This is a genomic window from Pseudomonas sp. R3-57 (assembly GCF_051132065.1).
Taxonomy (GTDB): Bacteria; Pseudomonadota; Gammaproteobacteria; order Pseudomonadales; family Pseudomonadaceae; genus Aquipseudomonas.
The window spans coordinates 5303870-5327500 of the sequence record NZ_CP071655.1 but is presented as its reverse complement, the minus strand read 5'-3'; the positions used below and the strand labels follow the sequence as shown (position 1 = coordinate 5327500).

Below are 23631 nucleotides of genomic sequence, written 5' to 3'. Positions count from 1 at the left end.
GGAATAGACCCGAAACCGGGCGATCTATCCATGGGCAGGTTGAAGGTTAGGTAACACTGACTGGAGGACCGAACCGACTACCGTTGAAAAGTTAGCGGATGACCTGTGGATCGGAGTGAAAGGCTAATCAAGCTCGGAGATAGCTGGTTCTCCTCGAAAGCTATTTAGGTAGCGCCTCATGTATCACTGTAGGGGGTAGAGCACTGTTTCGGCTAGGGGGTCATCCCGACTTACCAAACCGATGCAAACTCCGAATACCTACAAGTGCCGAGCATGGGAGACACACGGCGGGTGCTAACGTCCGTCGTGAAAAGGGAAACAACCCAGACCGTCAGCTAAGGTCCCAAAGTTATGGTTAAGTGGGAAACGATGTGGGAAGGCTTAGACAGCTAGGAGGTTGGCTTAGAAGCAGCCACCCTTTAAAGAAAGCGTAATAGCTCACTAGTCGAGTCGGCCTGCGCGGAAGATGTAACGGGGCTCAAACCATACACCGAAGCTACGGGTATCACCTTCGGGTGATGCGGTAGAGGAGCGTTCTGTAAGCCTGTGAAGGTGAGTTGAGAAGCTTGCTGGAGGTATCAGAAGTGCGAATGCTGACATGAGTAACGACAATGGGTGTGAAAAACACCCACGCCGAAAGACCAAGGTTTCCTGCGCAACGTTAATCGACGCAGGGTTAGTCGGTCCCTAAGGCGAGGCTGAAAAGCGTAGTCGATGGAAAACAGGTTAATATTCCTGTACTTCTGGTTATTGCGATGGAGGGACGGAGAAGGCTAGGCCAGCTTGGCGTTGGTTGTCCAAGTTTAAGGTGGTAGGCTGAGATCTTAGGTAAATCCGGGATCTTAAGGCCGAGAGCTGATGACGAGTTACCCTTTGGGTGACGAAGTGGTTGATGCCATGCTTCCAAGAAAAGCTTCTAAGCTTCAGGTAACCAGGAACCGTACCCCAAACCGACACAGGTGGTTGGGTAGAGAATACCAAGGCGCTTGAGAGAACTCGGGTGAAGGAACTAGGCAAAATGGCACCGTAACTTCGGGAGAAGGTGCGCCGGTGAGGGTGAAGGACTTGCTCCGTAAGCTCATGCCGGTCGAAGATACCAGGCCGCTGCGACTGTTTATTAAAAACACAGCACTCTGCAAACACGAAAGTGGACGTATAGGGTGTGACGCCTGCCCGGTGCCGGAAGGTTAATTGATGGGGTTAGCTAACGCGAAGCTCTTGATCGAAGCCCCGGTAAACGGCGGCCGTAACTATAACGGTCCTAAGGTAGCGAAATTCCTTGTCGGGTAAGTTCCGACCTGCACGAATGGCGTAACGATGGCGGCGCTGTCTCCACCCGAGACTCAGTGAAATTGAAATCGCTGTGAAGATGCAGTGTATCCGCGGCTAGACGGAAAGACCCCGTGAACCTTTACTATAGCTTTGCACTGGACTTTGAATTTGCTTGTGTAGGATAGGTGGGAGGCTTTGAAGCGTGGACGCCAGTTCGCGTGGAGCCATCCTTGAAATACCACCCTGGCAACTTTGAGGTTCTAACTCAGGTCCGTTATCCGGATCGAGGACAGTGTATGGTGGGTAGTTTGACTGGGGCGGTCTCCTCCTAAAGAGTAACGGAGGAGTACGAAGGTGCGCTCAGACCGGTCGGAAATCGGTCGTAGAGTATAAAGGCAAAAGCGCGCTTGACTGCGAGACAGACACGTCGAGCAGGTACGAAAGTAGGTCTTAGTGATCCGGTGGTTCTGTATGGAAGGGCCATCGCTCAACGGATAAAAGGTACTCCGGGGATAACAGGCTGATACCGCCCAAGAGTTCATATCGACGGCGGTGTTTGGCACCTCGATGTCGGCTCATCACATCCTGGGGCTGAAGCCGGTCCCAAGGGTATGGCTGTTCGCCATTTAAAGTGGTACGCGAGCTGGGTTTAGAACGTCGTGAGACAGTTCGGTCCCTATCTGCCGTGGACGTTTGAGATTTGAGAGGGGCTGCTCCTAGTACGAGAGGACCGGAGTGGACGAACCTCTGGTGTTCCGGTTGTCACGCCAGTGGCATTGCCGGGTAGCTATGTTCGGGAAAGATAACCGCTGAAAGCATCTAAGCGGGAAACTTGCCTCAAGATGAGATCTCACTGGAACCTTGAGTTCCCTGAAGGGCCGTCGAAGACTACGACGTTGATAGGTTGGGTGTGTAAGCGCTGTGAGGCGTTGAGCTAACCAATACTAATTGCCCGTGAGGCTTGACCATATAACACCCAAGCAATTTGCGAACTCGAAAGAGACCAGATTGCGGTGTGTGAAGACGAAACGAACCGAAAGTTCGAAACGCACAAACACCGACAGCTGTCACATACCCGATTTGCTGAAGCGAGGCCATGTGGTCACGAGTCAGTACCCGAATTTCTTGACGACCATAGAGCGTTGGAACCACCTGATCCCATCCCGAACTCAGCAGTGAAACGATGCATCGCCGATGGTAGTGTGGGGTTTCCCCATGTGAGAGTAGGTCATCGTCAAGATTAAATTCCGAAACCCCAATTGCGAAAGCAGTTGGGGTTTTGTTTTGCCTGCGAGAAAGTTCTTACAGTATTCACCGACGCCGTCCGGCTGTCACAGCCTGCCGACAATGCTAAGGTTCTGCCTCAGCTTTTGTATTCTCCAAGGAAGCCTTTATGCCGGACGCCCCGTCCCTCAACGCTGCATTCATGGTGGTTCAGAGCAACAGCCTGGACGAGCTGCGCAGCCTTGTGATCAGCATCATGCGGCGCTACCCACTGGCGCCCCTGGAGAATGAGATCGCTCTGGTGCAGAGCAACGGCATCGCGCAGTGGCTCAAGCTGGCTCTGGCAGAAGATCCGCAGGAAGACGACCTCGGCGGCTGCGGTATTGCCGCTGCGATTGATGTGCAATTGCCGGGCAGTTTCATGTGGCAGCTATACCGTCTGGTATTGGGCCGGGACGAAATTCCGCCCAAATCCCTGCTCGATAAAGCGCCGCTGACCTGGCGCCTGATGCGCTTGTTGCCGCAACTGATCGACCGCGCGCATTTCGAACCGCTGCAACGTTTCCTTACCCACGACACTGATTTGCGCAAGCGCTATCAACTGTCCGAGCGCCTGGCGGATCTCTTCGACCAATATCAGGTGTATCGAGCTGACTGGCTTGAGGACTGGGCCGAGGGTCGCCACCAGCTGCGCAATGTCCGAGGCGAGGTAAAAGCACTGCCTGCCAGCAGTTGCTGGCAAGCCGAATTATGGCGAGCACTGCTGGACGATGTAGGCGAAAAGGGCATGGCGCAAAGCCGCGCCGGTGTGCATCAGCGGTTCATCGAACGCATCAATAATCTTGAAAGGGCGCCCAGTGGGCTACCGCCGCGAGTGATCGTTTTCGGCATTTCCTCGCTTCCCGCACAGGTCCTCGAGGCGCTGGCAGGGCTGGCGCGTTTCAGCCAGGTGTTGCTCTGTGTGCACAACCCTTGTCGGCACCACTGGGCCGATATCGTCGCCGATAAGGATTTGCTCCGTCACCAGTACAAGCGGCAATCGCGCAAGAGCGGCATGCCGGTCGTACTGGACGCCGAAACCCTGCATCAACATGCGCACCCACTACTCGCAGCATGGGGTAAACAAGGCCGCGACTACATCAATCTGCTCGACAGTTATGACGATCCGAACAGTTACCGCGCAGCATTTCGCGACGGGCGCATTGACCTGTTCAGCGAAACCCAGGCGCAGAACATGCTCAACCAGCTTCAAGACGACATTCTTGAGTTACGCCCGCTCAACGAAACCCGCGAGTACTGGCCCGCAGTCGATCTGGTACAGGATGAGTCGATCCGTTTTCACATCGCCCACAGCGCGCAACGCGAAGTCGAGATTCTGCATGACCAGCTACTGGCGCGCTTCAGTGCGGACCCGCAGTTACGTCCTCGCGATGTGATCGTGATGGTCCCGGACATCGACAGCTATGCGCCGCATATCCGCGCCGTATTCGGTCAGCTTGATCGTCATGATCCGCGCTTCATTCCTTTCACGTTGGCGGATCAAGGGCAGCGCGGTCGCGATCCATTGTTGATTGCGGTCGAGCATCTGCTCAAGCTTCCCGACAGTCGCTTTCCGGTCAGCGAGATCCTCGACCTGCTCGACGTTCCCGCATTACGTGCACGCTTCGGAGTTGAGGAGCGCGACCTGCCAACATTGCATCGTTGGATTGAAGGTGCCGGCGTGCGCTGGGGAATGAACGCCGAGCAGCGAGCGGGCCTTGGTTTGCCTGACGAACTAGAGCAGAACAGCTGGCATTTCGGTCTGCGCCGGATGCTGCTGGGATACGCCGTCGGCAGCGCCAGCGCCTGTGAAGGTATCGAGCCCTACGATGAGATTGGTGGCCTGGATGCCGCACTGATCGGCCCTCTGGTGGCCTTGCTCGATGCGCTGGAACTGGCCCACCAGCAGCTCACTCAACCGGCACAACCCGCCGAGTGGGGGTATCGGTTGCAGGCGCTGATGCAGCTGTTTTTCAAAGCCAGCAACGAGCATGACGATTACTTGCTGACGCAACTCGAGGAGCTTCGCGAAACCTGGCTGGAGACTTGCGAAGCGGTGAATCTGACGGATGAGCTGCCGCTCACCGTGGTGCGTGAAGCCTGGCTCGCCGGGCTGGATCAGGGGCGTCTGTCCCAGCGATTCCTCGCCGGCTCGGTGAATTTCTGTACGCTGATGCCCATGCGCGCCATTCCCTTCAAACTGGTCTGCCTGCTGGGCATGAACGATGGCGACTATCCTCGCGCGCAGCCTCCGCTGGACTTCGACCTGATGGGCAGCGATTACCGCCCTGGCGATCGTTCACGGCGTGAAGACGACCGCTATCTTTTGCTGGAAGCGCTTCTGTCGGCGCGCAATCAGCTTTACATCAGTTGGGTGGGCCGCAGCATTCGCGACAACAGCGAGCGGCCGGCGTCTGTGCTTATCGGCCAGTTACGCGATCATCTGGCCAGCGGTTGGCGATTGCTTGATGAGCAAGGCGATCTGCTGGATGCCCTGACCGAGGAGCACCCGCTGCAACCGTTCAGTGCGCGCTATTTTCATGAAGGCGATCAGCTGTTCAGTTATGCCAGCGAGTGGCAGGTGCTGCATCAAGAGCACGAGCCTCCCACCGGTGTCGAATTGCTTGCCCCTTTTGTACAAGAAGAACCGTTGACCCTCGCTTTATTGCAGGACTTTTTGCGCAACCCGGTTCGACATTTCTTCACCCAGCGACTCAAGGTGTATTTCGAGGCTGCCGAAGCACCACTGGCGGACGAAGAACCCTTCGTACTGGACGCATTGCAGCGATATACGCTCAGCGAAAGCCTCCTCGAAGCGGCGCTGAGGCAACCGGAAAACATCGATCAAGCGCTCGACGCACAGGCCCGTCGCCTGCAAAACAGCGGCCTGTTGCCAATGGCAGGATTCGGCCAATGCCTGCAGCGGGAATTGATCGAGCCGTTGCCGGATCTGCTCAAGCGCTATCAACAATTGCTGACGCTCTGGCCTGTTCCGCTGACCAGTGCGTTGCCTGTCAATCTGGAGCTGCACGGTCTGCGTCTGGAAGGCTGGCTCGCCGGTTTGCATCAGCGCGCCGACGGCGGTCTGTTGTCCGTCACGACCATTCCCAACAGCATCGGCTCGATCAAAAACCGTAAATGGCATCGGTTGACCAAGCCCTGGGTCAACCATCTCGTCGCCTGCGCCAGCAATCTTTCGTTGACCACCGCTTTGGTGGCCAGCGATGACACGCTGCTGCTTGAACCGCTGGAGCCTGCACGAGCGACGCGTTTTCTTGGCGATCTGCTCCTCGCCTGGCAGGCGGGCATGCGCCAGCCGCTGCCGATAGCGGTGAAAACGGCGTTCGCGTGGCTGTCGCAGTCCGACCCGCTGAAAGCCGAAGCTGCCGCTTGCAAGGCGTATGAAGGTGACGGACAAACTACCGATGGTGAGCGCCGTGAGAGCCCCGCATTGTTACGGCAGTTCGCCGACTTCCAGGCGTTGCTGGCAGACGAAACATTTTCCGGTTGGTGCGACGCCTTGTACCGTCCGCTTTACGAAGCGCCATGGCGTTCGCTGTCCGCTGAGGGGGCACGCACATGAGTACCAAAGCACCCCTCGCGCTGGCATTTCCGTTACATGGCAGCCAGTTGATCGAAGCCAGCGCCGGTACTGGCAAGACCTTTACCATTTCGGCCCTCTATCTGCGGCTGATCCTCGGGCACGGTGACGAGTCGAGCGGATTCGGTCGAGAGTTGCTGCCGCCACAAATACTCGTGGTGACATTCACCGATGCCGCAACCAAGGAACTGCGTGAACGCATACGCACGCGTCTGGCGGAGGCGGCCCGATTCTTCCGCGACGAGTTGCCGGCCCCAGACGCACTGATCGCCGAATTGCGCGGTCAATTCGAACCCCTGCAATGGCCAGGCTGCGCGAACCGCCTCGATGTCGCCGCGCAGTGGATGGATGAGGCCGCCGTTTCGACCATCCACAGTTGGTGCCAGCGCATGTTGCGTGAGCACGCGTTCGACAGTGGCAGCTTGTTCACCCAGTCGCTGGAAACCGATCACAGCGACCTGCTTGGCGAAGTGCTGCGCGATTATTGGCGTCTGTTCTGTTATCCAATGCAGGGCGATGCCTTGAATTGGGTTCGCAACAACTGGGGCGGGCCTGCGGCCTTGTTGCCACGGGTGCGCGGTCTGTTTGCCAGCGAGCGCGACAATGATGAAACAAGGGCTCCCGCCGAACTGATCGCTGAATGTCTGCAAGAGCGTCGCGCGGCGTTGCTTGAACTGAAAATGCCCTGGCGCCTGTGGGCAGACGAGTTGCTCGCCATCTGCCAGCAAGGCGTGGCCGGCAAAACGGTCGACGGTCGCAAGATGCAGGCACGTTATTTTGAACCGTGGTTCGAAAAGCTCAAGACATGGGCCGAAGACGAATCTCTGGAGCAGCTGGACATCGGCACCGGTTTCGCGCGTCTGACGCCTGACGGTATGGCCGAAGCCTGGAAGGGGCCGCCGCCATCGCACCCGGGTCTGGATGCCATGTCGGCTCTCAAGGCGAGCCTCGATGCGCTGCCAACGCCCGATGCTGCGGTTCTGCAACACGCCGCCCAATGGGTCGGCACACGTTTCGAAGAAGAGAAGCGCCGTCGCGCCGAAATGGGCTTTGACGACATGCTGTTGCGCCTCGATGCCGCATTGCAATCCGACGGTGGCGAACGTCTGGCGACATTGATCCGTGAGCAATTCCCGGTCGCGCTCATCGACGAGTTTCAGGACACGGATCCGGTGCAGTACCGGATCTTCGAGAGCATCTATCGCATCGAAGAGAACAGTGCCGAAACCGGCCTGTTTCTGATCGGCGACCCGAAACAGGCGATCTACGCCTTTCGCGGGGCGGATATCTACACCTACCTGCGCGCGCGTCAGGCCACGACTGGCCGACTGCATACGCTGGGTACCAACTTCCGCTCCAGCCATGGCATGGTCGAGGCGGTCAATCATGTCTTTGCACGCGCCGAATCTCGCGAGCAGGGGCGCGGTGCGTTTTTATTCCGCGAGAGAACCGGCAACAACCCGGTGCCATTCCTCCCCGTTGAATCTCAGGGGCGCAAGGAACGCCTGCAGGTCGACGGGCGAGACATTGCAGCCTTGAATGTCTGGCAGTTGCCTGCCGACCAGCCCTTGTCGGGCCTGGTTTATCGTCAGCAATTAGCGTCAGCGTGCGCCAGCGAAATCACCGCGCTGCTCAATGGCGGGCAAAGCGCTAGCGCCGGATTCGTTCAGGACGGCAAAGACTTCAGAGGCTTGCGGCCGTCCGACATTGCGATTCTGGTTCGCGATGGCAAGGAAGCTCAAGCTGTGCGCAGTGAGCTGGCCAACCGTGGCGTGCGCAGCGTGTATCTGTCGGACAAGGATTCGGTATTTGCAGCGCAAGAGGCCCATGACCTGTTGGCTTGGCTCAAGGCCTGTGCCGAACCGGATGTCGAGCGCTTGCTCAAAGCCGCACTGGCCTGCGTCACGCTGAACCTGCCCTTGGCCGAGCTTGAACGGCTGAACCAGGATGAGTTGGTCTGGGAAACCCGCGTCATGCAGTTCCGTGGCTATCGCGAGCTCTGGCGCAAGCAAGGCGTGCTGCCGATGTTGCGGCGCCTGCTGCACGATTTCCACTTGCCGCAAACCCTGATGAAACGCAGTGATGGCGAGCGCGTGCTGACCAACCTGCTGCATCTGTCCGAACTGATGCAGCAAGCCGCCGCTGAACTGGACGGCGAACAAGCGCTGATCCGCCATCTGGCCGAGCTGCTGGTGCTGTCCGGGCAGGCGGGTGAAGAACAGATCCTGCGCCTGGAAAGCGATGAGCAATTGGTCAAGGTCGTGACCATTCACAAATCCAAGGGCCTGGAATATCCCTTGGTGTTTCTGCCGTTCATCTGCTCGGCAAAGCCTGTGGATGGCAGTCGCTTGCCGCTGCATTACCACGATGCCGAAGGCAAGGCCCGGGTTAGCCTCAAGCCAACCGCCGAGCTGATTGCGCAAGCGGATGATGAGCGCCTCGCTGAAGATCTGCGTTTGCTCTACGTCGCTTTGACGCGTGCGCAACATGCCTGCTGGCTGGGCGTGACAGACCTCAAACGCGGCAATAACAACAGCTCGGTCCTGCATCTTTCCGCGCTGGGCTACCTGCTCGGTGGTGGGGCTGCGTTGAGCGAATCCGGCGAACTCAAGGGTTGGCTTCGGGATCTGCAACAGGACTGCACGGCAATAAGCCTCATGGATATGCCGCAACCCACCGACGAGCATTACCGCCCGCCGCGCAATGACGCGGTACTCAGTGCCACCCGCGTGCCCAAGCGCAAGGCCAGCGAAAACTGGTGGATCGCCTCCTACAGCGCATTGCGCATCAGTGACGTGCTGAGCGTCGGCAGCGACGAGGCACCGGACAGTCCGCAAGCGCAAAAACTGTTCGATGACGAACGCCTTGATCCGGACGCGCCGCGAGAGATCATTGCCGGTGGCGCCGATATCCACCGGTTTCCTCGCGGCCCCAATCCGGGCACGTTCCTCCACGGACTGCTCGAGTGGGCGGGTGATGAAGGTTTCGCCGTTTCCCGCGAGGCCCTGGAAGATGCGATCGCGCGGCGTTGCAATCTGCGTGGCTGGGAGGGCTGGATTACCACGCTCAGTGAGTGGCTGCAGCATTTGCTCAAGCTGCCGCTTCCCATCGCCGACGGGCAACCGCCCGTGGTGCTGGAGGAGCTGAAGCAGTTTCGCGTCGAGATGGAGTTCTGGTTCGCCAGCCATAAAGTCGATGTGCTCAAACTCGATGAACTGGTGCGTCAGCATACTCACCAGGGCGTCGCCCGGGTCGCGGCAGAACCGGTGCAACTAAACGGCATGTTCAAGGGCTTTATCGACCTGACATTCGAACACGACGGGCGTTATTACGTGGCTGACTACAAGTCCAACTGGCTCGGCCTGGATGATCAGGCGTACACCGAAGCAGCCATGGAGCAATCGATTCTCGACAACCGCTATGACTTGCAATACGTCCTGTACCTGCTGGCCTTGCATCGACAGCTCAAGGCGCGGCTGGCGGATTACGATTACGACCGACACGTCGGCGGTGCGTTGTATCTGTTCCTGCGTGGCATACGCGCAGACAGTCGCGGGGTGTATTTCGCTCGCCCGCCGCGCGAATTGATCGAGCGTCTGGACCGAATGTTTCAAGGCAAACCCGAACCCAAGACCGAGCCCGCCTGGGAACAGGGAGTCCTGCTATGAGCCGTACCTTCGCTGATCTGCTACCCACACCCTTGGCGGCCGACAGCCTGTCGGAGCTCGCGCCGCTGACCCGTGCCGATGATCTGCTGCTGTTGCTCACCCGCTGGGTCGAGCGCGGTTGGCTGCGTGCGCTGGACAAGGCATTCGTCGCCTTCCTTCATGAACTGGAGCCGGACACCGATCCGTTGGTATTGCTCGCGGCGGCACTGACCAGCCATCAACTCGGCCACGGTCATGTCTGTCTCGATCTGTTCGAAACTCTGAAGGCGCCTGATTTCGCGTTATCGCTGCCACCCGAGGGTGACGTGCAAGGGGGCGTGTTGTTGCTGCCTTCACAGTTGCTCCACGCGCTCGATGGTGCGCACTGGTGCAAGGTGCTGGCGAGCAGTTCGTTGGTGGCATTGGCGGCGGAACCCAGTGATGCGGCGCAGCAGCGTCCGCTGGTGTTATCCGGCAAGCGCCTGTACCTGCGTCGATACTGGGCGTATGAACGGCGCATCGATACGGCGTTGCGTCAGCGCCTGCAGCAGGTCGAGCCGACGCCATCGGACCTGCCGCAGCGTTTGAACGGGTTGTTCGAATCGGCCGGGGCTGGCGAGGTGATCGACTGGCAGAAACTCGCCTGCGCCCTCGCCACGCGCGGTGCTTTCAGTATCGTTACTGGCGGGCCCGGTACCGGCAAAACCACCACGGTGGTGCGTTTGCTGGCCTTGCTGCAAGCGCCGGCCGTCGAAGCCGGACAGCCGTTGCGCATTCGTCTCGCGGCGCCGACGGGCAAGGCGGCGGCGCGGTTGACCGAGTCGATCAGTCAGCAAGTGCAATCGCTGAAAGTCAGCGAAGAGGTCCGCGCGAAAATCCCTTGCGACGTGACCACCGTGCACCGCTTGCTTGGCAGTCGTCCGGGCACTCGCCACTTCCGCCACCATGCCGGCAATCGCTTGCCACTGGATGTGCTGGTAGTCGACGAAGCCTCAATGATCGACCTGGAAATGATGGCCAATCTGCTCGATGCCCTGCCGGCCCATGCGCGACTGATTCTGCTCGGCGACAAGGACCAACTGGCATCGGTGGAGGCGGGTGCGGTGCTGGGCGATCTGTGCCGCGACGCCGAGGGTGGTTGGTACAGCCCACAGACCCGACGGTGGCTGGAATCGGTCAGTGGCGAGTCGTTGCAAGACAGCGGCTTGCATGAGGACGTCGACGGTTCTCATCCCCTGGCCCAGCAAGTGGTAATGCTGCGTTATTCCCGGCGCTTTGGCGAAAGCAGTGGCATCGGTCAGCTTGCTCGGCGGGTCAACCAACAGTTGCCGGAGCAGGCACGGCAGTTGCTCGACGCCGGCAACTATGCAGATGTGTATTCCTTATCGCTCAAGGGCGAGCATGACCACCGGCTGGAGCGGCTGTTGCTGGAGGGGCACGGCGATGGCCCGCAAGGTTACCGCCATTACCTGAGCGTGCTGCGCGACAAGCGTCCGCCATCGGGCAGGCCACTTGAACACCCGGACTGGGTCGTTTGGGCACGGGACGTGTTGCAGGCGTTCGATACGTTTCAGCTGCTGTGTGCCGTGCGCAAGGGACCGTGGGGTGTCGAAGGTCTGAATCAGCGGATTACCGCGGCATTACTCAAGGCACGCCTGATCGAAAACGACCAGCAGTGGTACGAAGGCCGTCCGGTATTGATGACGCGCAACGACTATGGCTTGGGATTGATGAATGGCGACATTGGTATCGCCCTCAAGCTGCCCGAGCGCGAGGGACCTGACGCCGGCAAGCCAGTGTTGCGCGTGGCCTTCCCGCGCAACGACGGCCAGGGCGGCGTGCGTTTCGTATTGCCCAGCCGGCTCAACGATGTCGAAACCGTCTACGCGATGACCGTACATAAATCCCAGGGCTCGGAGTTTGCTCATACTGCGCTGATCCTGCCCGATGCCTTGAATCCGGTACTGACCAAAGAGCTGATCTACACCGGCATCACCCGAGCCAAGCACTGGTTCACCTTGATCGAATCGCGGGCCGGAGTATTCGAAGAGGCGGTGCAGCGCAAGGTCAAGCGCTTGAGTGGCCTGATGCTGGAGCTGGAGGAGGGCACCGATTCTCGTGACTGAAACCCTGCGGCAGGCGGCGATTATTGACTGACCGGTCAGTGGGCGCTGCCTCGCTGGCCTTTCGGCGCTGTGCTATCGTTGCGGCATCATTTCGCTACGATCCAAGAGAATTCCTGCATGAAGGTGTCGGTCTGGGCGACAGGGCGCGTCGTTGCCTGCAAGCAGGTGTTGCTGGTCGTTCTGCTCTGGCTCATGACCAGCGCGGCGATGGCGCAAGCGTCCGCAGGTATGGCTGAACAACGGGCCAAATCCGTGACTCAAGTCGTGCTGGGAATTCTCAGCTACGCGCGCTGGCCGGTCGAACCGGCGCAGTTGCGGCTGTGCATCGTCGGCCCCACCGAATACACCGATGACCTCGTCAAAGGCACCGCTCAGGCGACTGGCCGGCCGGTGCTGGTGCGGCGGCTTTTGGCTGACAACCCGGCGATCGTCAGCGAATGCAATGCGGTCTATATCGGCAAGCTCACCAACGATGAGCGCAGTCGCTTGTTTGCTTCGCTCATCGGCCATCCAGTGCTGAGCATCAGCGAAGGTGGCGATCAATGCACGGTTGGCAGCCTGTTCTGTCTGCGTGTGGGCGATGAACAAGTGTCGTTCGAAGTCAATCTCGACTCCGTGGCCCGCAGCGGTGTGCGTATCCACCCCAGCGTGCTGCAATTGTCGCGGCGCAGGGCGGCGGCGCCATGAGGCTGTTCAGAGCGAGTGACCGCCCGACGTTGGGCTCGGTGATCGGCCGAGGGCATCTGATTGTCGCGCTGGTCGCTGTGGCGATGGCCAGTGTCTCGCTGACCTTGCTCGGTGTCCTCGCATTGCGCGTGTATGCCGATCACAACCTGCATCTGATTGCGCGCTCGATCAGCTACACCGTTGAGGCCGCGGTGGTATTCAACGACAAGGCAGCCGCCACTGAAGCGCTGGCGCTGATCGCCTCGACCGAGGAAGTGGCTGATGCTCAGGTACTCGACAGCCAGGGACAGCTGCTAGCGCAATGGCAGCGCCCGGAAAACGGTTTGATTTCCACATTGGAAATGCAGATTGCCCGCGCCATCCTGGAAAAACCCGTCAGCCTGCCCATTGAACATCAGGACCGCGAAATCGGCCGGGTGCTGCTCACCGGGCATGGCGGTAGTCTGATGCGCTTTTTGCTCAGCGGTCTGGCGGGCATCATCCTGTGCACGGCGATCAGCGCCTGGGTGGCGCTGTATCTGGCCCGGCGTCAGTTGCGCGGCATCATTGGCCCGCTGCGCGGCCTCGCCGCTGTGGCGCACGCCGCCCGCAGTGAGCGAGCGCTGGACCGGCGGGTGCCACCGGCACAGATCGCCGAGCTGGATAATCTGGGCAATGACTTCAATGCGTTGCTCGATGAACTGGAGTCGTGGCAGACCCATCTGCAAAACGAAAACGAAACCCTCGCTCATCAGGCCAGCCATGACAGCCTGACCGGCCTGCCGAATCGTGCGTTCTTCGAAGGGCGCTTGATCCGCGCGTTGCGCAGCGCCAGCAAGCACGATGAACGCGCTGCCGTGCTGTTTCTCGACAGCGACCGTTTCAAAGGCATCAACGATAATTTCGGGCACGCGGCCGGCGATGCGGTATTGATGGCCGTGGCCAACCGCGTTCGCGCGCAGTTGCGCGAGGGCGATCTGGTGGCGCGGTTGGGCGGCGACGAGTTTGCTGTACTGCTCGCGCCGCTGCATGCGATCGAAGATGCCGAGCGCATTGCCGACAAGATTCTCGCCAGCATGGACATGCCCATCGCGCTGCCGGGCGATACCCGCGTGGTGACGTCGCTGAGTATCGGCATTGCGGTGTTCCCCGACCATGGCGTCAGCCCGAGCGCCTTGCTCGATGCCGCCGATGCGGCAATGTACCAAGCCAAGCGCCTGTCGCGTGGCGCCCAATTCACTGCCGGGGCGGAGCACCCGGTCGATTCCGAACCCTCCAGGAGCTGATAGCCGTGTCCACTTTGTCCATTCGTTCTCTTTACGCTGTGTTGTTGCTGGCCGTGCTCGTTCTGAGCGGTTGCCAGAGCGCGCCGCCAAAAGGCCTGACCCCGGCGCAAGTCGCGGTGCTCAAACAACAGGGCTTCGAACTGACCGACGAGGGCTGGGAATTTGGCCTGTCGGGCAAAGTGCTGTTTGGCAGCGACGTCGAAAGCCTCAATCCGCAAAGCACTGAGATCGTCGAGCGCATCGGCAAAGCCTTGTTGAGTGTCGGCATCGAACGCGTGCGCGTCGACGGCCACACCGATGCCTCGGGCAAGGAAACCTACAACCAGCAACTGTCGCTGCGCCGGGCCAAGAGTGTTGCCAATGTTCTCGGCACGGTTGGCATGAAGCAGGAAAACATTCAGCTACAAGGCCTCGGCAGCAGCGAGCCGGTAGCGTCAAACGACACCGCAGCCGGCCGCACGGAAAACCGCCGGGTCGCGATTGTGGTCAGCGCCGATTAATCGGCGAACTGCATTACCCGTGTCCGCCCCATCAACAGCCCCTGATTACGTTCCGTCACCTCGCGGATGTAATCCCACAACAACGTAATCCGCTTCAACTTGCGCAGATCCTCCCGGCAGTACATCCAGAACTGCCGGGTGATATCAATTTCCTCCGCCAGTACCGGCAACAAACGCGGATCCTGCGCCGCAAGGAAGCACGGCAGGATTGCCAGTGATCGCCCCTGCTGCGCCGCGACGTATTGGGCGATGACGCTGGTGCTGCGCAGATGCGCGTTGGCGCCGGGCAGGACGTTCGCCAGGTACAGCAGCTCCGAGCTGAACGCCAGGTCGTCGACATAACTGATGAATTGATGCTTGCTCAAGTCTGCCGGACGGCGGATCGGTGGGTGTTGGTCTAGGTATTCCTGAGTGGCGTAGAGCTGCAAGCGGTAGTCGCACAGTTTGCAGCAGACGTACGGCCCGTGTTCCGGTCGCTCCAGAGCAATGACGATGTCGGCCTCGCGCTTGGACAGGCTGATGAAGTGCGGCAGTGGCAGGATGTCCACGGAGATCGCCGGGTAGGCGTCGACGAAATGACTCAGTTGCGGGGTGATGAAAAAACTGCCGAAGCCTTCGGTGCAGCCCATGCGCACGTGCCCGGAGAGTGCCACGCCGGAGCCTGAAACCTGTTCGCAGGCCATGTGCAGCGTGCTTTCGATCGACTCGGCGTAACCGAGCAGACGCTGGCCTTCCGTGGTCAGGACGAAGCCGCTGGTCCGTGACTTTTCAAACAGCAATGTACCCAGCGCCGCTTCCAGCGAACTGATGCGCCGCGACACCGTGGTGTAGTCGACGGCCAGCCGTTTGGCGGCGGTGCTGGCCTTGCGGGTGCGGGCGACTTCGAGGAAAAACTTGAGGTCGTCCCAGTTCAGCGAGCCTAACGAGGTGATGTTTTTTTGCATGATGGACGGGCTTATATGTGCGTTCTTATTAGAAGTTTGCACATCTATACTCCAAAAACCGTCCGACAACCATTCTGGACACACGCCTCATCTCAAGGCGAACCTCTCGCCTTGGCTCCTCCGATAAAAACAAGTTCTGGAGACCAGCATGAACGCATCGCTTACGCCCAACGACACCACGCTGCAGAAGGTCAAATTGCTTATCGACGGCGAGTGGGTCGAGTCGCAGACCACTGAATGGCACGACATCGTCAACCCGGCGACCCAGCAAGTGCTGGCCAAAGTGCCGTTTGCTACCGCTGATGAAGTCGATGCAGCGGTCAGCGCCGCGCAGCGCGCCTTCCAGACCTGGAAGCTGACCCCAATCGGCGCGCGGATGCGCATCATGCTCAAGCTGCAAGCGCTGATCCGCGAGCACTCCAAACGTATCGCCGTGGTGCTGAGCGCCGAGCAGGGCAAAACCATCGCTGACGCCGAAGGCGACATCTTTCGCGGTCTGGAAGTGGTCGAGCACGCCTGTTCGATCGGCACCCTGCAAATGGGCGAGTTCGCCGAAAACGTTGCCGGCGGCGTCGACACTTATACGCTGCGCCAGCCGATCGGCGTGTGCGCCGGCATCACTCCGTTCAACTTCCCAGCGATGATTCCGCTGTGGATGTTCCCGATGGCCATCGCCTGCGGTAACACCTTCGTGCTGAAGCCCTCGGAGCAGGATCCGTTGTCGACCATGCTGTTGGTCGAACTGGCAATCGAGGCCGGCGTGCCCGCGGGCGTGCTCAACGTGGTGCATGGTGGCAAGGAAGTGGTCGATGGCCTGTGCACGCACAAGGACATCAAAGCCGTGTCGTTCGTCGGCTCGACGGCGGTCGGCACGCACGTCTATGACCTGGCCGGCAAGCACGGCAAACGCGTGCAATCGATGATGGGCGCGAAGAACCACGCCGTGGTCCTGCCGGATGCCAATCGCGAGCAAGCGTTGAACGCGCTGGTCGGCGCCGGTTTTGGGGCGGCCGGGCAGCGTTGCATGGCAACCTCGGTGGTGGTGCTGGTCGGTGCGGCGAAGCAGTGGCTGCCGGACCTGAAAGCGCTGGCGCAGAAGCTTAAGGTCAACGCTGGCAATGAGCCGGGCACCGACGTGGGGCCGGTGATTTCGAAAAAGGCCAAGGCGCGAATTCTTGAGCTGATCGAAAGCGGCATCAAGGAAGGCGCCAAGCTGGAGCTCGACGGTCGCGACATCAAGGTGCCGGGCTACGAGCAGGGCAACTTTGTCGGCCCGACCCTGTTCTCCGGCGTGACCCCCGCCATGCAGATCTACACCCAGGAAATTTTCGGCCCGGTGCTGGTGGTGCTGGAAGTCGACACCCTCGATCAAGCCATCGCGCTGGTCAATGCCAACCCGTTCGGCAACGGCACCGGCCTGTTCACCCAGAGCGGTGCGGCGGCGCGCAAGTTTCAGACTGAAATCGACGTCGGCCAGGTCGGTATCAACATTCCGATTCCGGTGCCGGTGCCGTTCTTCAGCTTCACCGGTTCGCGCGGCTCGAAACTTGGCGACCTCGGCCCGTACGGCAAGCAAGTGGTGCAGTTCTACACGCAGACCAAAACGGTCACGGCGCGCTGGTTCGATGACGACAGCGTCAATGACGGCGTTAACACCACCATCAACCTGCGCTGAGGCATCGATCATGAAAATCGCATTTATCGGTCTGGGCAACATGGGCGCGCCGATGGCGCGCAACCTGATCAAGGCCGGCCATTCGCTGAATCTGGTCGATCTGAACAAAACGGTGCTGGCCGAACTGGAACAACTGGGCGGTACCATCCGCGCTTCGGCGCGCGAGGCTGCCGAGGATGCCGAACTGGTGATCACCATGCTACCGGCCGCCGTGCATGTGCGCAGCGTCTGGCTCGGTGAGGAAGGTGTGCTAGCTGGCATCCGCCAGGGCGTGCCCGCGGTCGATTGCAGCACCATCGATCCGCAGACAGCACGCGACGTAGCGGCCGCAGCGGCCAAACACGGCGTGGCCATGGCCGATGCGCCGGTATCCGGTGGCACCGGCGGCGCGACGGCCGGAACGCTAACCTTCATGGTCGGCGCCACCCCGGAGTTGTTCGCCACCCTGCAACCGGTGCTGGCGCAAATGGGCCGCAACATCGTGCATTGCGGTGAAGTCGGCACCGGGCAGATTGCCAAGATCTGCAACAACCTGCTGCTGGCAATCTCCATGGTTGGTGTCAGTGAGGCGATGGCGCTCGGCGATGCGTTGGGCATCGACACCTCGGTGCTGGCCGGAATCATCAACAGCTCGACCGGCCGCTGCTGGAGTTCGGAAATGTACAACCCGTGGCCGGGCATCGTCGAAACGGCGCCGGCCTCGCGAGGGTATACCGGCGGCTTCGGCGCGGAGCTGATGCTCAAGGATCTCGGCCTGGCCACCGAAGCGGCGCGTCAGGCGCATCAGCCGGTGATACTCGGCGCGGTGGCGCAGCAGTTGTATCAAGCGATGAGTCAGCGTGGTGACGGCGGCAAGGATTTCTCGGCGATCATCAACAGCTATCGCAAACCGCAATAGAAAGTCTTGGTGCAAAACCTGTGGGAGCGAGCCTGCTCGCGAAGACGGCGTCAGCCTCAATACATCATCGCCTGTCAGTCCGCCCCCTCACCCCAGCCCTCTCCCCAGGGAGAGGGAGCCGGCTGCAGTGCCAGCAGGCTGGCTCCCACAGGGAATTGAGGCGTATTTGATAATGTTTGCCGGGAAATCACGTCGGGTGATTCCCCGGCTTTTTTGCATCAGGCGAAGACGAAATATTTGCGCACGGTCTCGACCACTTCCCACGTGCCTTTCATGCCCGGCTCGACCACGAAGATATCGCCGGCACGCAGGTGGATCGGCGCCATGCCGTCCGGGGTGATCACGCAGTAGCCTTCCTGGAAATGGCAGTATTCCCACTTCACATACTCGACGCGCCACTTGCCCGGTGTGCAGATCCAGGTGCCCATGATCTTGCTGCCGTCTTCGCTGGTGTAGGCGTTGAGGTTGACGGTGTGCGGGTCGCCTTCGAGTTTTTCCCATTTGCAGGCGTCGAGTACCGGCAGCGGGTGGGTGTCGCGCAGAACGGTGATAGGGGCGGTCGCGGTCATGAGGACTCCGGGGCAAGTGGACTTGAGGAATGAAGTCGCACCCTATAGCGCGCGGTCGCCGTTCAGTTGTCTGGGGTCGACATTGATCTGCTCAGAAACGCGCGGATCGGTCAGCGCGTGTAACAACGCCTGCGCATAGGGCGGCAGTGCGCTGAAATTTCTGGCGCATACCATCAGGGTCCGGCGCGCCCAGGGTTCATTCAACGCTACGCTTTTGAAGGTTGCCGGCGCCGCGCGTTCGACTGCCGCCAGCGGCACGATCGCCAGCCCCGCGCCCCGGCTGACCATGCGCATTACCCCGTCAAAACCTTCGGCGCGAATGCGCACTTGCATGCGCGCGCCGCTGTGCAGCGCTTGTTCTTCGAGGTAGATCGCCAAGGCACTATCGGCGCTGAGTCCTACGAAGTCGTGCTGCAACGTCGCACTGAAATTGACTGCGACGGCGTCAGACAACGGGTGGTCGAGCGGCAGGATCAATACCAAAGGATCGTCGCGAAACGGCTGAGTCTGTAGGCCGCTTGTGTCGACCGCATCAGAAACGATACCGAGATCTGCCGCGCCTTCACGCAAGGTATGGGTGATGCGCGCGCTGGGCAGTTCCTGCAGGTCGATGTCGAGATTGGCGTGGCTGCGCAGAAAATCCGCGAGCAGTTCTGGCAGGTATTCGGTGATCGCCGTGGTGTTGCACAGCAGGCGCACCTGGCCTTTGACGCCTTGGGCGTAATCGGCCAGATCCTGCTGCATGCGTTCGGCCTGCTGGAGGATCACCCGCGCGTGACGGGCGAGAGCGTTACCGGCGGGTGTCGGCGTTACACCGCGCCGACCGCGCGCGAAAAACTCGGTGCCGAGTGAAGCCTCCATCGCGCGGATTCTGGCGCTGGCGGCGGCCAGGGATAAATGGCTGCGGACGGCGCCGGCGGTGATGTTGCCGGTGGCGAGGATGTGCAGGAAGAGGCGCAGGTCGGTGAGGTCGAAGTGCATGGGGGCCTCTGAATTTTATGGTGTCTGGGCTGGCCCTTTCGCTGGCAAGCCAGCTCCCACAGGTTTCATTGTTGGTCTCTAAATGGATGAACAACCGAGATCCTGTGGGAGCTGGCTTGCCAGCGATGAGGCCAGATGCATCACTGCAAACATCAGCCTCTTGTAAAGGGTGACGCAGCCTCAGTATATGGCAGATTTTCAGCCAGCCCCGACTGGCGCACAGTGCTGCTCATGCACACACTCACCGATTTTTACCAAAACCTCGGCCTAGCCCTGTCCCTGCTGGTCATCCTCACCTTCCTGCTCGCCGGCACCGTCAAAGGCGTCATCGGCCTCGGCCTGCCCACCGTCGCCATGGGGCTGCTCGGTCTGGCTATGGCGCCCGCGCAGGCAGCCGCGCTATTGATCATTCCGGCAACCTTGACCAATCTCTGGCAACTGGCATCCGGCGGCCACCTCACGGGCCTGATCAAACGCCTATGGCCAATGCTGCTGCTGATCTTCCTCGGAACCGCCGTCGGTACGCTGTGGACCGGCATGGCGGGCGGGCATTGGGTGGTGCGCGGGCTGGGCGCGGCGCTGCTGCTCTATGCGTTGAGCGGATTGTTTCTGCCGACCCTACGGGTCAACCCGCGCCATGAAACCTGGCTCGGTCCGCTCTGCGGTCTGATCACCGGCGTCATCACCTCGGCCACTGGTGTGTTCGTGATTCCCGCCGTGCCGTACCTGCAAGCGCTGGGCTTGTGCCGCGATGAACTGGTGCAGGCGCTGGGCCTGTCGTTCACGGTGTCGACGCTGGCCTTGGCCGCAGGCTTGCTCTGGCGCGGTGCGCTGGGAGGCGGCGAACTCGGTGCGTCGTTGCTGGTGCTGATTCCGGCCCTGCTTGGCATGTGGCTCGGCCAATGGCTGCGCCAGCGCATCAGTGCGGTGCTGTTCAAGCGGGTATTCTTCATCGGTCTGGGCGCGCTCGGCGCCCATTTGCTGATCAGCGCTTAGCCGAGGAAGGGCTGAGCATGTCGATCGGGCGGATGTCGAAATCGCGCTCCAGGTATTCCATGCGCCGGTCGAAAAAATCCTTCATGTGCGGCAGATTCGAGTGCTCGTCCAGGTGCGCCCGCGACTCCCAGATTTCGTAGAAGATGAACAGCGTCGGATCTTCCTTGTCGCGCAGCATGTGGTATTCGATGCAACCGGGTTCGGCGCGACTCGGTTCGACATAGGCGCGAAACAGCGCTTCGAAAGCCTCGGCGCGTTCCGGGCGGGTCTTGGCGTGCAGGATAAAACCCTCGCGTTCACTCATCACAACGTCCTCACATTTATGAAAACGCCGAATGCTACGGCAACAATCCATATTCAATTCGTGCGTTTTGCTCAAATGTATTTTGCGCCAGCATGGCTTATTCCGCGCGACGCGAGCCGTTAATCTGCCGCCATTCCACTTTCCATCCAGCCCACTGGCTGCGCTGAGGCTTTGTCATGAAAAAAGTACTGTTACTCAATGGCGGTAAAAAATTCGCTCACTCGGACGGCCGCTACAACGCCACCCTGCACGAAACTGCGCTGAGCGTGCTGGACCGTGGCGGTGTCGATGTGAAGACCACATTCATTAACGAAGGCTACGACGTCGCTGAAGAAGTGGCGAAATTCCTCTGGGCCGACGTGATCGTCTATCAGATGCCCGGCTGGTGGATGGGCGCGCCATGGACCGTGAAAAAGTACCTCGACGAAGTGTTCACCGAGGGCCACGGCAGTCTCTACGCCAGCGATGGCCGCACCCGTTCCGATGCTTCGCAGAAGTACGGCAGCGGCGGTCTGATCCAGGGCAAGCAGTACATGCTGTCGCTGACCTGGAACGCACCGCAGCAAGCCTTCGATGACCCGAGCGATTTCTTCGAAGCCAAAGGCGTCGACGCCGTGTACTTCCCATTTCACAAGGCCAACGAGTTTCTCGGCATGACCGCGTTGCCGACCTTCCTCTGCGTCGATGTGATGAAGCGCCCGAACATCGAAAACGACGTGGCGCGTTACGAGCAGCATTTGACCGAGGTGTTTGGCCTCAAGGGCTGATGCTCGGCTACTATCGTGGGCCTGCGCCTGTGTGGCAGGCCCATCGAGCAGAGGACACCCGTGAAAGCCAGATCCGATGAATTGCAGATTTTCGTCTGCGTGATCGAGTGCGGTTCGATTTCCGCCGCGGCCGAACAGGTCGGGCAGACGCCGTCGGCGGTCAGTCGCACGCTGTCGCGGCTGGAAGCCAAACTCGAAACCACGCTGATCAACCGCACCACGCGGCGCATGGACCTGACCGAGGAGGGCCGGTACTTCTTCGAACAGGCCAAGCTGATTCTCGATCAGATGGACCAACTCGAAGAACGCCTGTCCTCGCGTCAGCAAACCCCGTCCGGGCGACTGCGGATCAACGCCGCCTCACCGTTCATGCTGCACGCCATCGTGCCCTACATCGATGAGTTTCGCCGGCTCTACCCGGACATACAGCTCGAACTCAACAGCAATGACCTGATCATCGATCTGCTGGAACAAAGTACCGACATCGCCATCCGCATCGGCACCCTCGCCGATTCGACGCTGCATGCGCGCTCGCTCGGTTGCAGCCCGCTGCTGATCGTCGCCAGCCCGGCCTATCTGAAACAGCACGGCACGCCGCGGCAAGTGGCCGATCTCAGCGACCACACATTGCTCGGTTTTACCCATAACGAAGGTCTCAACCAGTGGCCGCTGCGCTACGTGCACGGTGACCGCTGGCCGATTACTGCGGCGATCAGCGCTTCCAGCGGCGAGACTGTGCGCCATCTGGTATTGGAGGGGCAGGGCATTGCCTGTCTGTCGCACTTCATGACCATCGATGACATTCGTGCCGGGCGCTTGAAAGTCCTGCTGGCTGAATTCAACAGCGGTTATCGCCAGCCGATCAACGCGGTGTACTACCGTAACTCGCAACTGGCGCTGCGCATTCAGTGCTTTCTGGATTTCATTCAAGGCAAGCTTGCGGCCTACGCCAGCGCGGATTTCAAGGGCTGATTCGTGATCTTTGCGCAACAGTGATTTGGGCGCGGGCGGGTTTTTCGGTCGGGGTCAGCGGTCGATACTCGCCTCATCACTTATTCACGCAGGGAGTTTCTCCATGAACGTATTCGTTACCGGCGCTGCCGGTTTTATCGGCGGTTCCATCGCCACCGGTCTGGTACAGGCCGGGCATCAAGTCACCGGTCTGGTGCGCAGCGCCGAACAGGCTGCGGAGCTCAAGGCGCTCGGGATTACCGCCGTCATCGGCACCCTTGATGATCAGGCGTTGCTCGCCGAACAGGCCCGCGCGGCCGATGCGGTAATCAACGCCGCCAGTAGCGACCATCGCGCTGCGGTTGAGGCATTGATCGATGCCTTGCGCGGCTCCAGCAAGGTGCTTCTGCACACCAGCGGGTCGAGCATTGTCGGCGACGCATCGGGCGGCAAATCCAGCGACGTCATCTATTTTGAAGACAACCTGCCAGAGCCGACCGTCGATAAAGCCGCGCGCGTGGCGATCGACAACCTGATCCTCGCTGCAGCGAAGGACGGCGTGAATTCCGCGGTCATCTGCAACACGCTGATCTACGGTCATAGCCTGGGCGTCAAACGTGACAGTGTGCAACTGCCGCGCCTGCTGAAACAGGCGCGCAAAAGTGGTGTGGTGCGGCATGTTGGCACCGGGCAGAACATCTGGTCCAACGTGCACATCGAAGACGTCATGGCGCTGTATGTACTGGCGCTGAGCAAGAATGAGCCGGGCACTTTCTACTTCGTCGAAAGCGGCGAAGCGTCGTTCATCGACATGACCACCGCCATGGCCGCCGCGCTGAATCTGGGCCAGCCACAAGACTGGCCGCTGCAGGACGCCGAGGCCGAATGGGGCTATGAAATGGCCAACTACGGCCTCGGCTCCAACAGCCGTGTACGCGGCAAAAAGGCCCGCGAACTGCTGGGCTGGGCGCCGAAGCGCACTTCGGTGGTTGAGTGGATTCGTCACGAGATGGTGTGATCCGTACGCTACGTTCCACAGGTTTTGCGCATTCTGTCTGGAAGAATGCGATCAAACTGTAGGAGTGAGCCTGCTCGCGATAGCGGTCATTCAGCCAATGATGATATTGACTGTTACGACGCAATCGCGAGCAGGCTCACTCCTACAGGGGGCTGTGTTGGCTATAA

General features: G+C 60.2%; 16 protein-coding genes and 2 rRNA genes (1 of these 18 running past the window's edge). 14 read left to right on the top strand and 4 right to left on the bottom strand.

Annotation, left to right across the window (positions count from 1 at the left end):
- From J3P93_RS24010 to J3P93_RS23975, 8 genes are all read left to right on the top strand, one after another.
- Positions 1–2241, top strand: a 23S ribosomal RNA gene (locus J3P93_RS24010); it begins 653 nt to the left of the window's first position.
- 155 nt (positions 2242–2396) lie between these two features.
- A 5S ribosomal RNA gene (gene rrf / locus J3P93_RS24005) occupies positions 2397–2512 on the top strand.
- Positions 2513–2665: 153 nt separating this feature from the next.
- The gene (gene recC, locus J3P93_RS24000; protein ID WP_434592594.1) at positions 2666–6118 is read left to right on the top strand and encodes an exodeoxyribonuclease V subunit gamma; all 3453 of its coding nucleotides are present in this window, start codon (positions 2666–2668) and stop codon (positions 6116–6118) included.
- On the top strand, positions 6115–9804 hold the full coding sequence (gene recB / locus J3P93_RS23995) for an exodeoxyribonuclease V subunit beta (RefSeq protein ID WP_434592591.1): 3690 nt from the start codon (positions 6115–6117) through the stop codon (positions 9802–9804). The genes recC and recB overlap by 4 nt, the downstream gene beginning before the upstream one ends.
- Positions 9801–11909, top strand: a complete 2109-nt coding sequence (recD, locus tag J3P93_RS23990) for an exodeoxyribonuclease V subunit alpha (RefSeq protein WP_434592588.1) — start codon at positions 9801–9803, stop codon at positions 11907–11909. The genes recB and recD overlap by 4 nt, the downstream gene beginning before the upstream one ends.
- Before the next feature lie 117 nt (positions 11910–12026).
- Positions 12027–12596 (top strand): YfiR family protein, encoded by a 570-nt coding sequence (locus J3P93_RS23985; protein ID WP_434592586.1) that lies wholly within the window; start codon positions 12027–12029, stop codon positions 12594–12596.
- A complete protein-coding gene (locus J3P93_RS23980) occupies positions 12593–13861 on the top strand; it encodes a diguanylate cyclase domain-containing protein (RefSeq protein WP_434592584.1) in 1269 nt (422 codons plus the stop codon). The genes J3P93_RS23985 and J3P93_RS23980 overlap by 4 nt, the downstream gene beginning before the upstream one ends.
- A 5-nt stretch (positions 13862–13866) precedes the next feature.
- Entirely contained in the window at positions 13867–14361 is a 495-nt protein-coding gene (locus tag J3P93_RS23975; RefSeq protein WP_434592582.1) for an OmpA family protein, read from the top strand.
- Here the strand turns inward: J3P93_RS23975 and J3P93_RS23970 are convergent.
- Positions 14358–15305 (bottom strand): LysR family transcriptional regulator, encoded by a 948-nt coding sequence (locus tag J3P93_RS23970; RefSeq protein WP_090281250.1) that lies wholly within the window; start codon positions 15303–15305, stop codon positions 14358–14360. The two genes, J3P93_RS23975 and J3P93_RS23970, sit on opposite strands and share 4 nt — an antisense overlap.
- 148 nt (positions 15306–15453) lie before the next feature.
- On the opposite strand from J3P93_RS23970, the gene J3P93_RS23965 reads away from it, so the two are divergent.
- The gene (locus J3P93_RS23965; protein WP_434592580.1) at positions 15454–16980 is read left to right on the top strand and encodes a CoA-acylating methylmalonate-semialdehyde dehydrogenase; all 1527 of its coding nucleotides are present in this window, start codon (positions 15454–15456) and stop codon (positions 16978–16980) included.
- 10 nt (positions 16981–16990) lie between these two features.
- Positions 16991–17878, top strand: coding sequence for a 3-hydroxyisobutyrate dehydrogenase (mmsB, locus tag J3P93_RS23960; protein ID WP_090281256.1), 888 nt, complete (start codon positions 16991–16993; stop codon positions 17876–17878).
- A 218-nt stretch (positions 17879–18096) separates the two neighbouring features.
- On the opposite strand, the gene J3P93_RS23955 is transcribed toward mmsB, so the two are convergent.
- Positions 18097–18447: a cupin domain-containing protein gene (locus J3P93_RS23955; protein WP_122589396.1), complete on the bottom strand. Its 351-nt coding sequence runs from the start codon at positions 18445–18447 to the stop codon at positions 18097–18099.
- A 42-nt stretch (positions 18448–18489) separates the two neighbouring features.
- Positions 18490–19428: a LysR family transcriptional regulator gene (locus tag J3P93_RS23950; RefSeq protein WP_434592577.1), complete on the bottom strand. Its 939-nt coding sequence runs from the start codon at positions 19426–19428 to the stop codon at positions 18490–18492.
- 231 nt (positions 19429–19659) lie between these two features.
- Between J3P93_RS23950 and J3P93_RS23945 the strand changes: the two genes are divergently transcribed.
- A complete protein-coding gene (locus J3P93_RS23945; RefSeq protein ID WP_434592575.1) occupies positions 19660–20424 on the top strand; it encodes a sulfite exporter TauE/SafE family protein in 765 nt (254 codons plus the stop codon).
- Here J3P93_RS23945 and J3P93_RS23940 read toward each other — a convergent pair.
- Positions 20414–20728, bottom strand: coding sequence for a putative quinol monooxygenase (locus J3P93_RS23940; protein ID WP_434592572.1), 315 nt, complete (start codon positions 20726–20728; stop codon positions 20414–20416). The two genes, J3P93_RS23945 and J3P93_RS23940, sit on opposite strands and share 11 nt — an antisense overlap.
- A gap of 176 nt (positions 20729–20904) precedes the next feature.
- Here J3P93_RS23940 and J3P93_RS23935 point away from each other — a divergent pair, with 176 nt between their 5' ends.
- The 3 genes from J3P93_RS23935 (at position 20905) to J3P93_RS23925 (ending at position 23464) form a co-directional block, all read left to right on the top strand.
- Positions 20905–21495: an NAD(P)H-dependent oxidoreductase gene (locus J3P93_RS23935; RefSeq protein WP_434592569.1), complete on the top strand. Its 591-nt coding sequence runs from the start codon at positions 20905–20907 to the stop codon at positions 21493–21495.
- 60 nt (positions 21496–21555) lie between these two features.
- The gene (locus tag J3P93_RS23930) at positions 21556–22467 is read left to right on the top strand and encodes a LysR substrate-binding domain-containing protein (protein ID WP_434592567.1); all 912 of its coding nucleotides are present in this window, start codon (positions 21556–21558) and stop codon (positions 22465–22467) included.
- A gap of 103 nt (positions 22468–22570) precedes the next feature.
- The gene (locus tag J3P93_RS23925) at positions 22571–23464 is read left to right on the top strand and encodes an NAD-dependent epimerase/dehydratase family protein (RefSeq protein ID WP_434592564.1); all 894 of its coding nucleotides are present in this window, start codon (positions 22571–22573) and stop codon (positions 23462–23464) included.
- Positions 23465–23631: the final 167 nt, after the last annotated feature.

Coding starts and splice junctions, on each gene's coding strand:
- recC (WP_434592594.1), top strand. CDS start 2,666: ATGCCGGACGCCCCGTCCCTCAACGCTGCATTCATGGTGGTTCAGAGC.
- recB (WP_434592591.1), top strand. CDS start 6,115: ATGAGTACCAAAGCACCCCTCGCGCTGGCATTTCCGTTACATGGCAGC.
- recD (WP_434592588.1), top strand. CDS start 9,801: ATGAGCCGTACCTTCGCTGATCTGCTACCCACACCCTTGGCGGCCGAC.
- J3P93_RS23985 (WP_434592586.1), top strand. CDS start 12,027: ATGAAGGTGTCGGTCTGGGCGACAGGGCGCGTCGTTGCCTGCAAGCAG.
- J3P93_RS23980 (WP_434592584.1), top strand. CDS start 12,593: ATGAGGCTGTTCAGAGCGAGTGACCGCCCGACGTTGGGCTCGGTGATC.
- J3P93_RS23970 (WP_090281250.1), bottom strand. CDS start 15,305: ATGCAAAAAAACATCACCTCGTTAGGCTCGCTGAACTGGGACGACCTC.
- J3P93_RS23965 (WP_434592580.1), top strand. CDS start 15,454: ATGAACGCATCGCTTACGCCCAACGACACCACGCTGCAGAAGGTCAAA.
- mmsB (WP_090281256.1), top strand. CDS start 16,991: ATGAAAATCGCATTTATCGGTCTGGGCAACATGGGCGCGCCGATGGCG.
- J3P93_RS23955 (WP_122589396.1), bottom strand. CDS start 18,447: ATGACCGCGACCGCCCCTATCACCGTTCTGCGCGACACCCACCCGCTG.
- J3P93_RS23950 (WP_434592577.1), bottom strand. CDS start 19,428: ATGCACTTCGACCTCACCGACCTGCGCCTCTTCCTGCACATCCTCGCC.
- J3P93_RS23945 (WP_434592575.1), top strand. CDS start 19,660: ATGCACACACTCACCGATTTTTACCAAAACCTCGGCCTAGCCCTGTCC.
- J3P93_RS23940 (WP_434592572.1), bottom strand. CDS start 20,728: ATGAGTGAACGCGAGGGTTTTATCCTGCACGCCAAGACCCGCCCGGAA.
- J3P93_RS23935 (WP_434592569.1), top strand. CDS start 20,905: ATGAAAAAAGTACTGTTACTCAATGGCGGTAAAAAATTCGCTCACTCG.
- J3P93_RS23925 (WP_434592564.1), top strand. CDS start 22,571: ATGAACGTATTCGTTACCGGCGCTGCCGGTTTTATCGGCGGTTCCATC.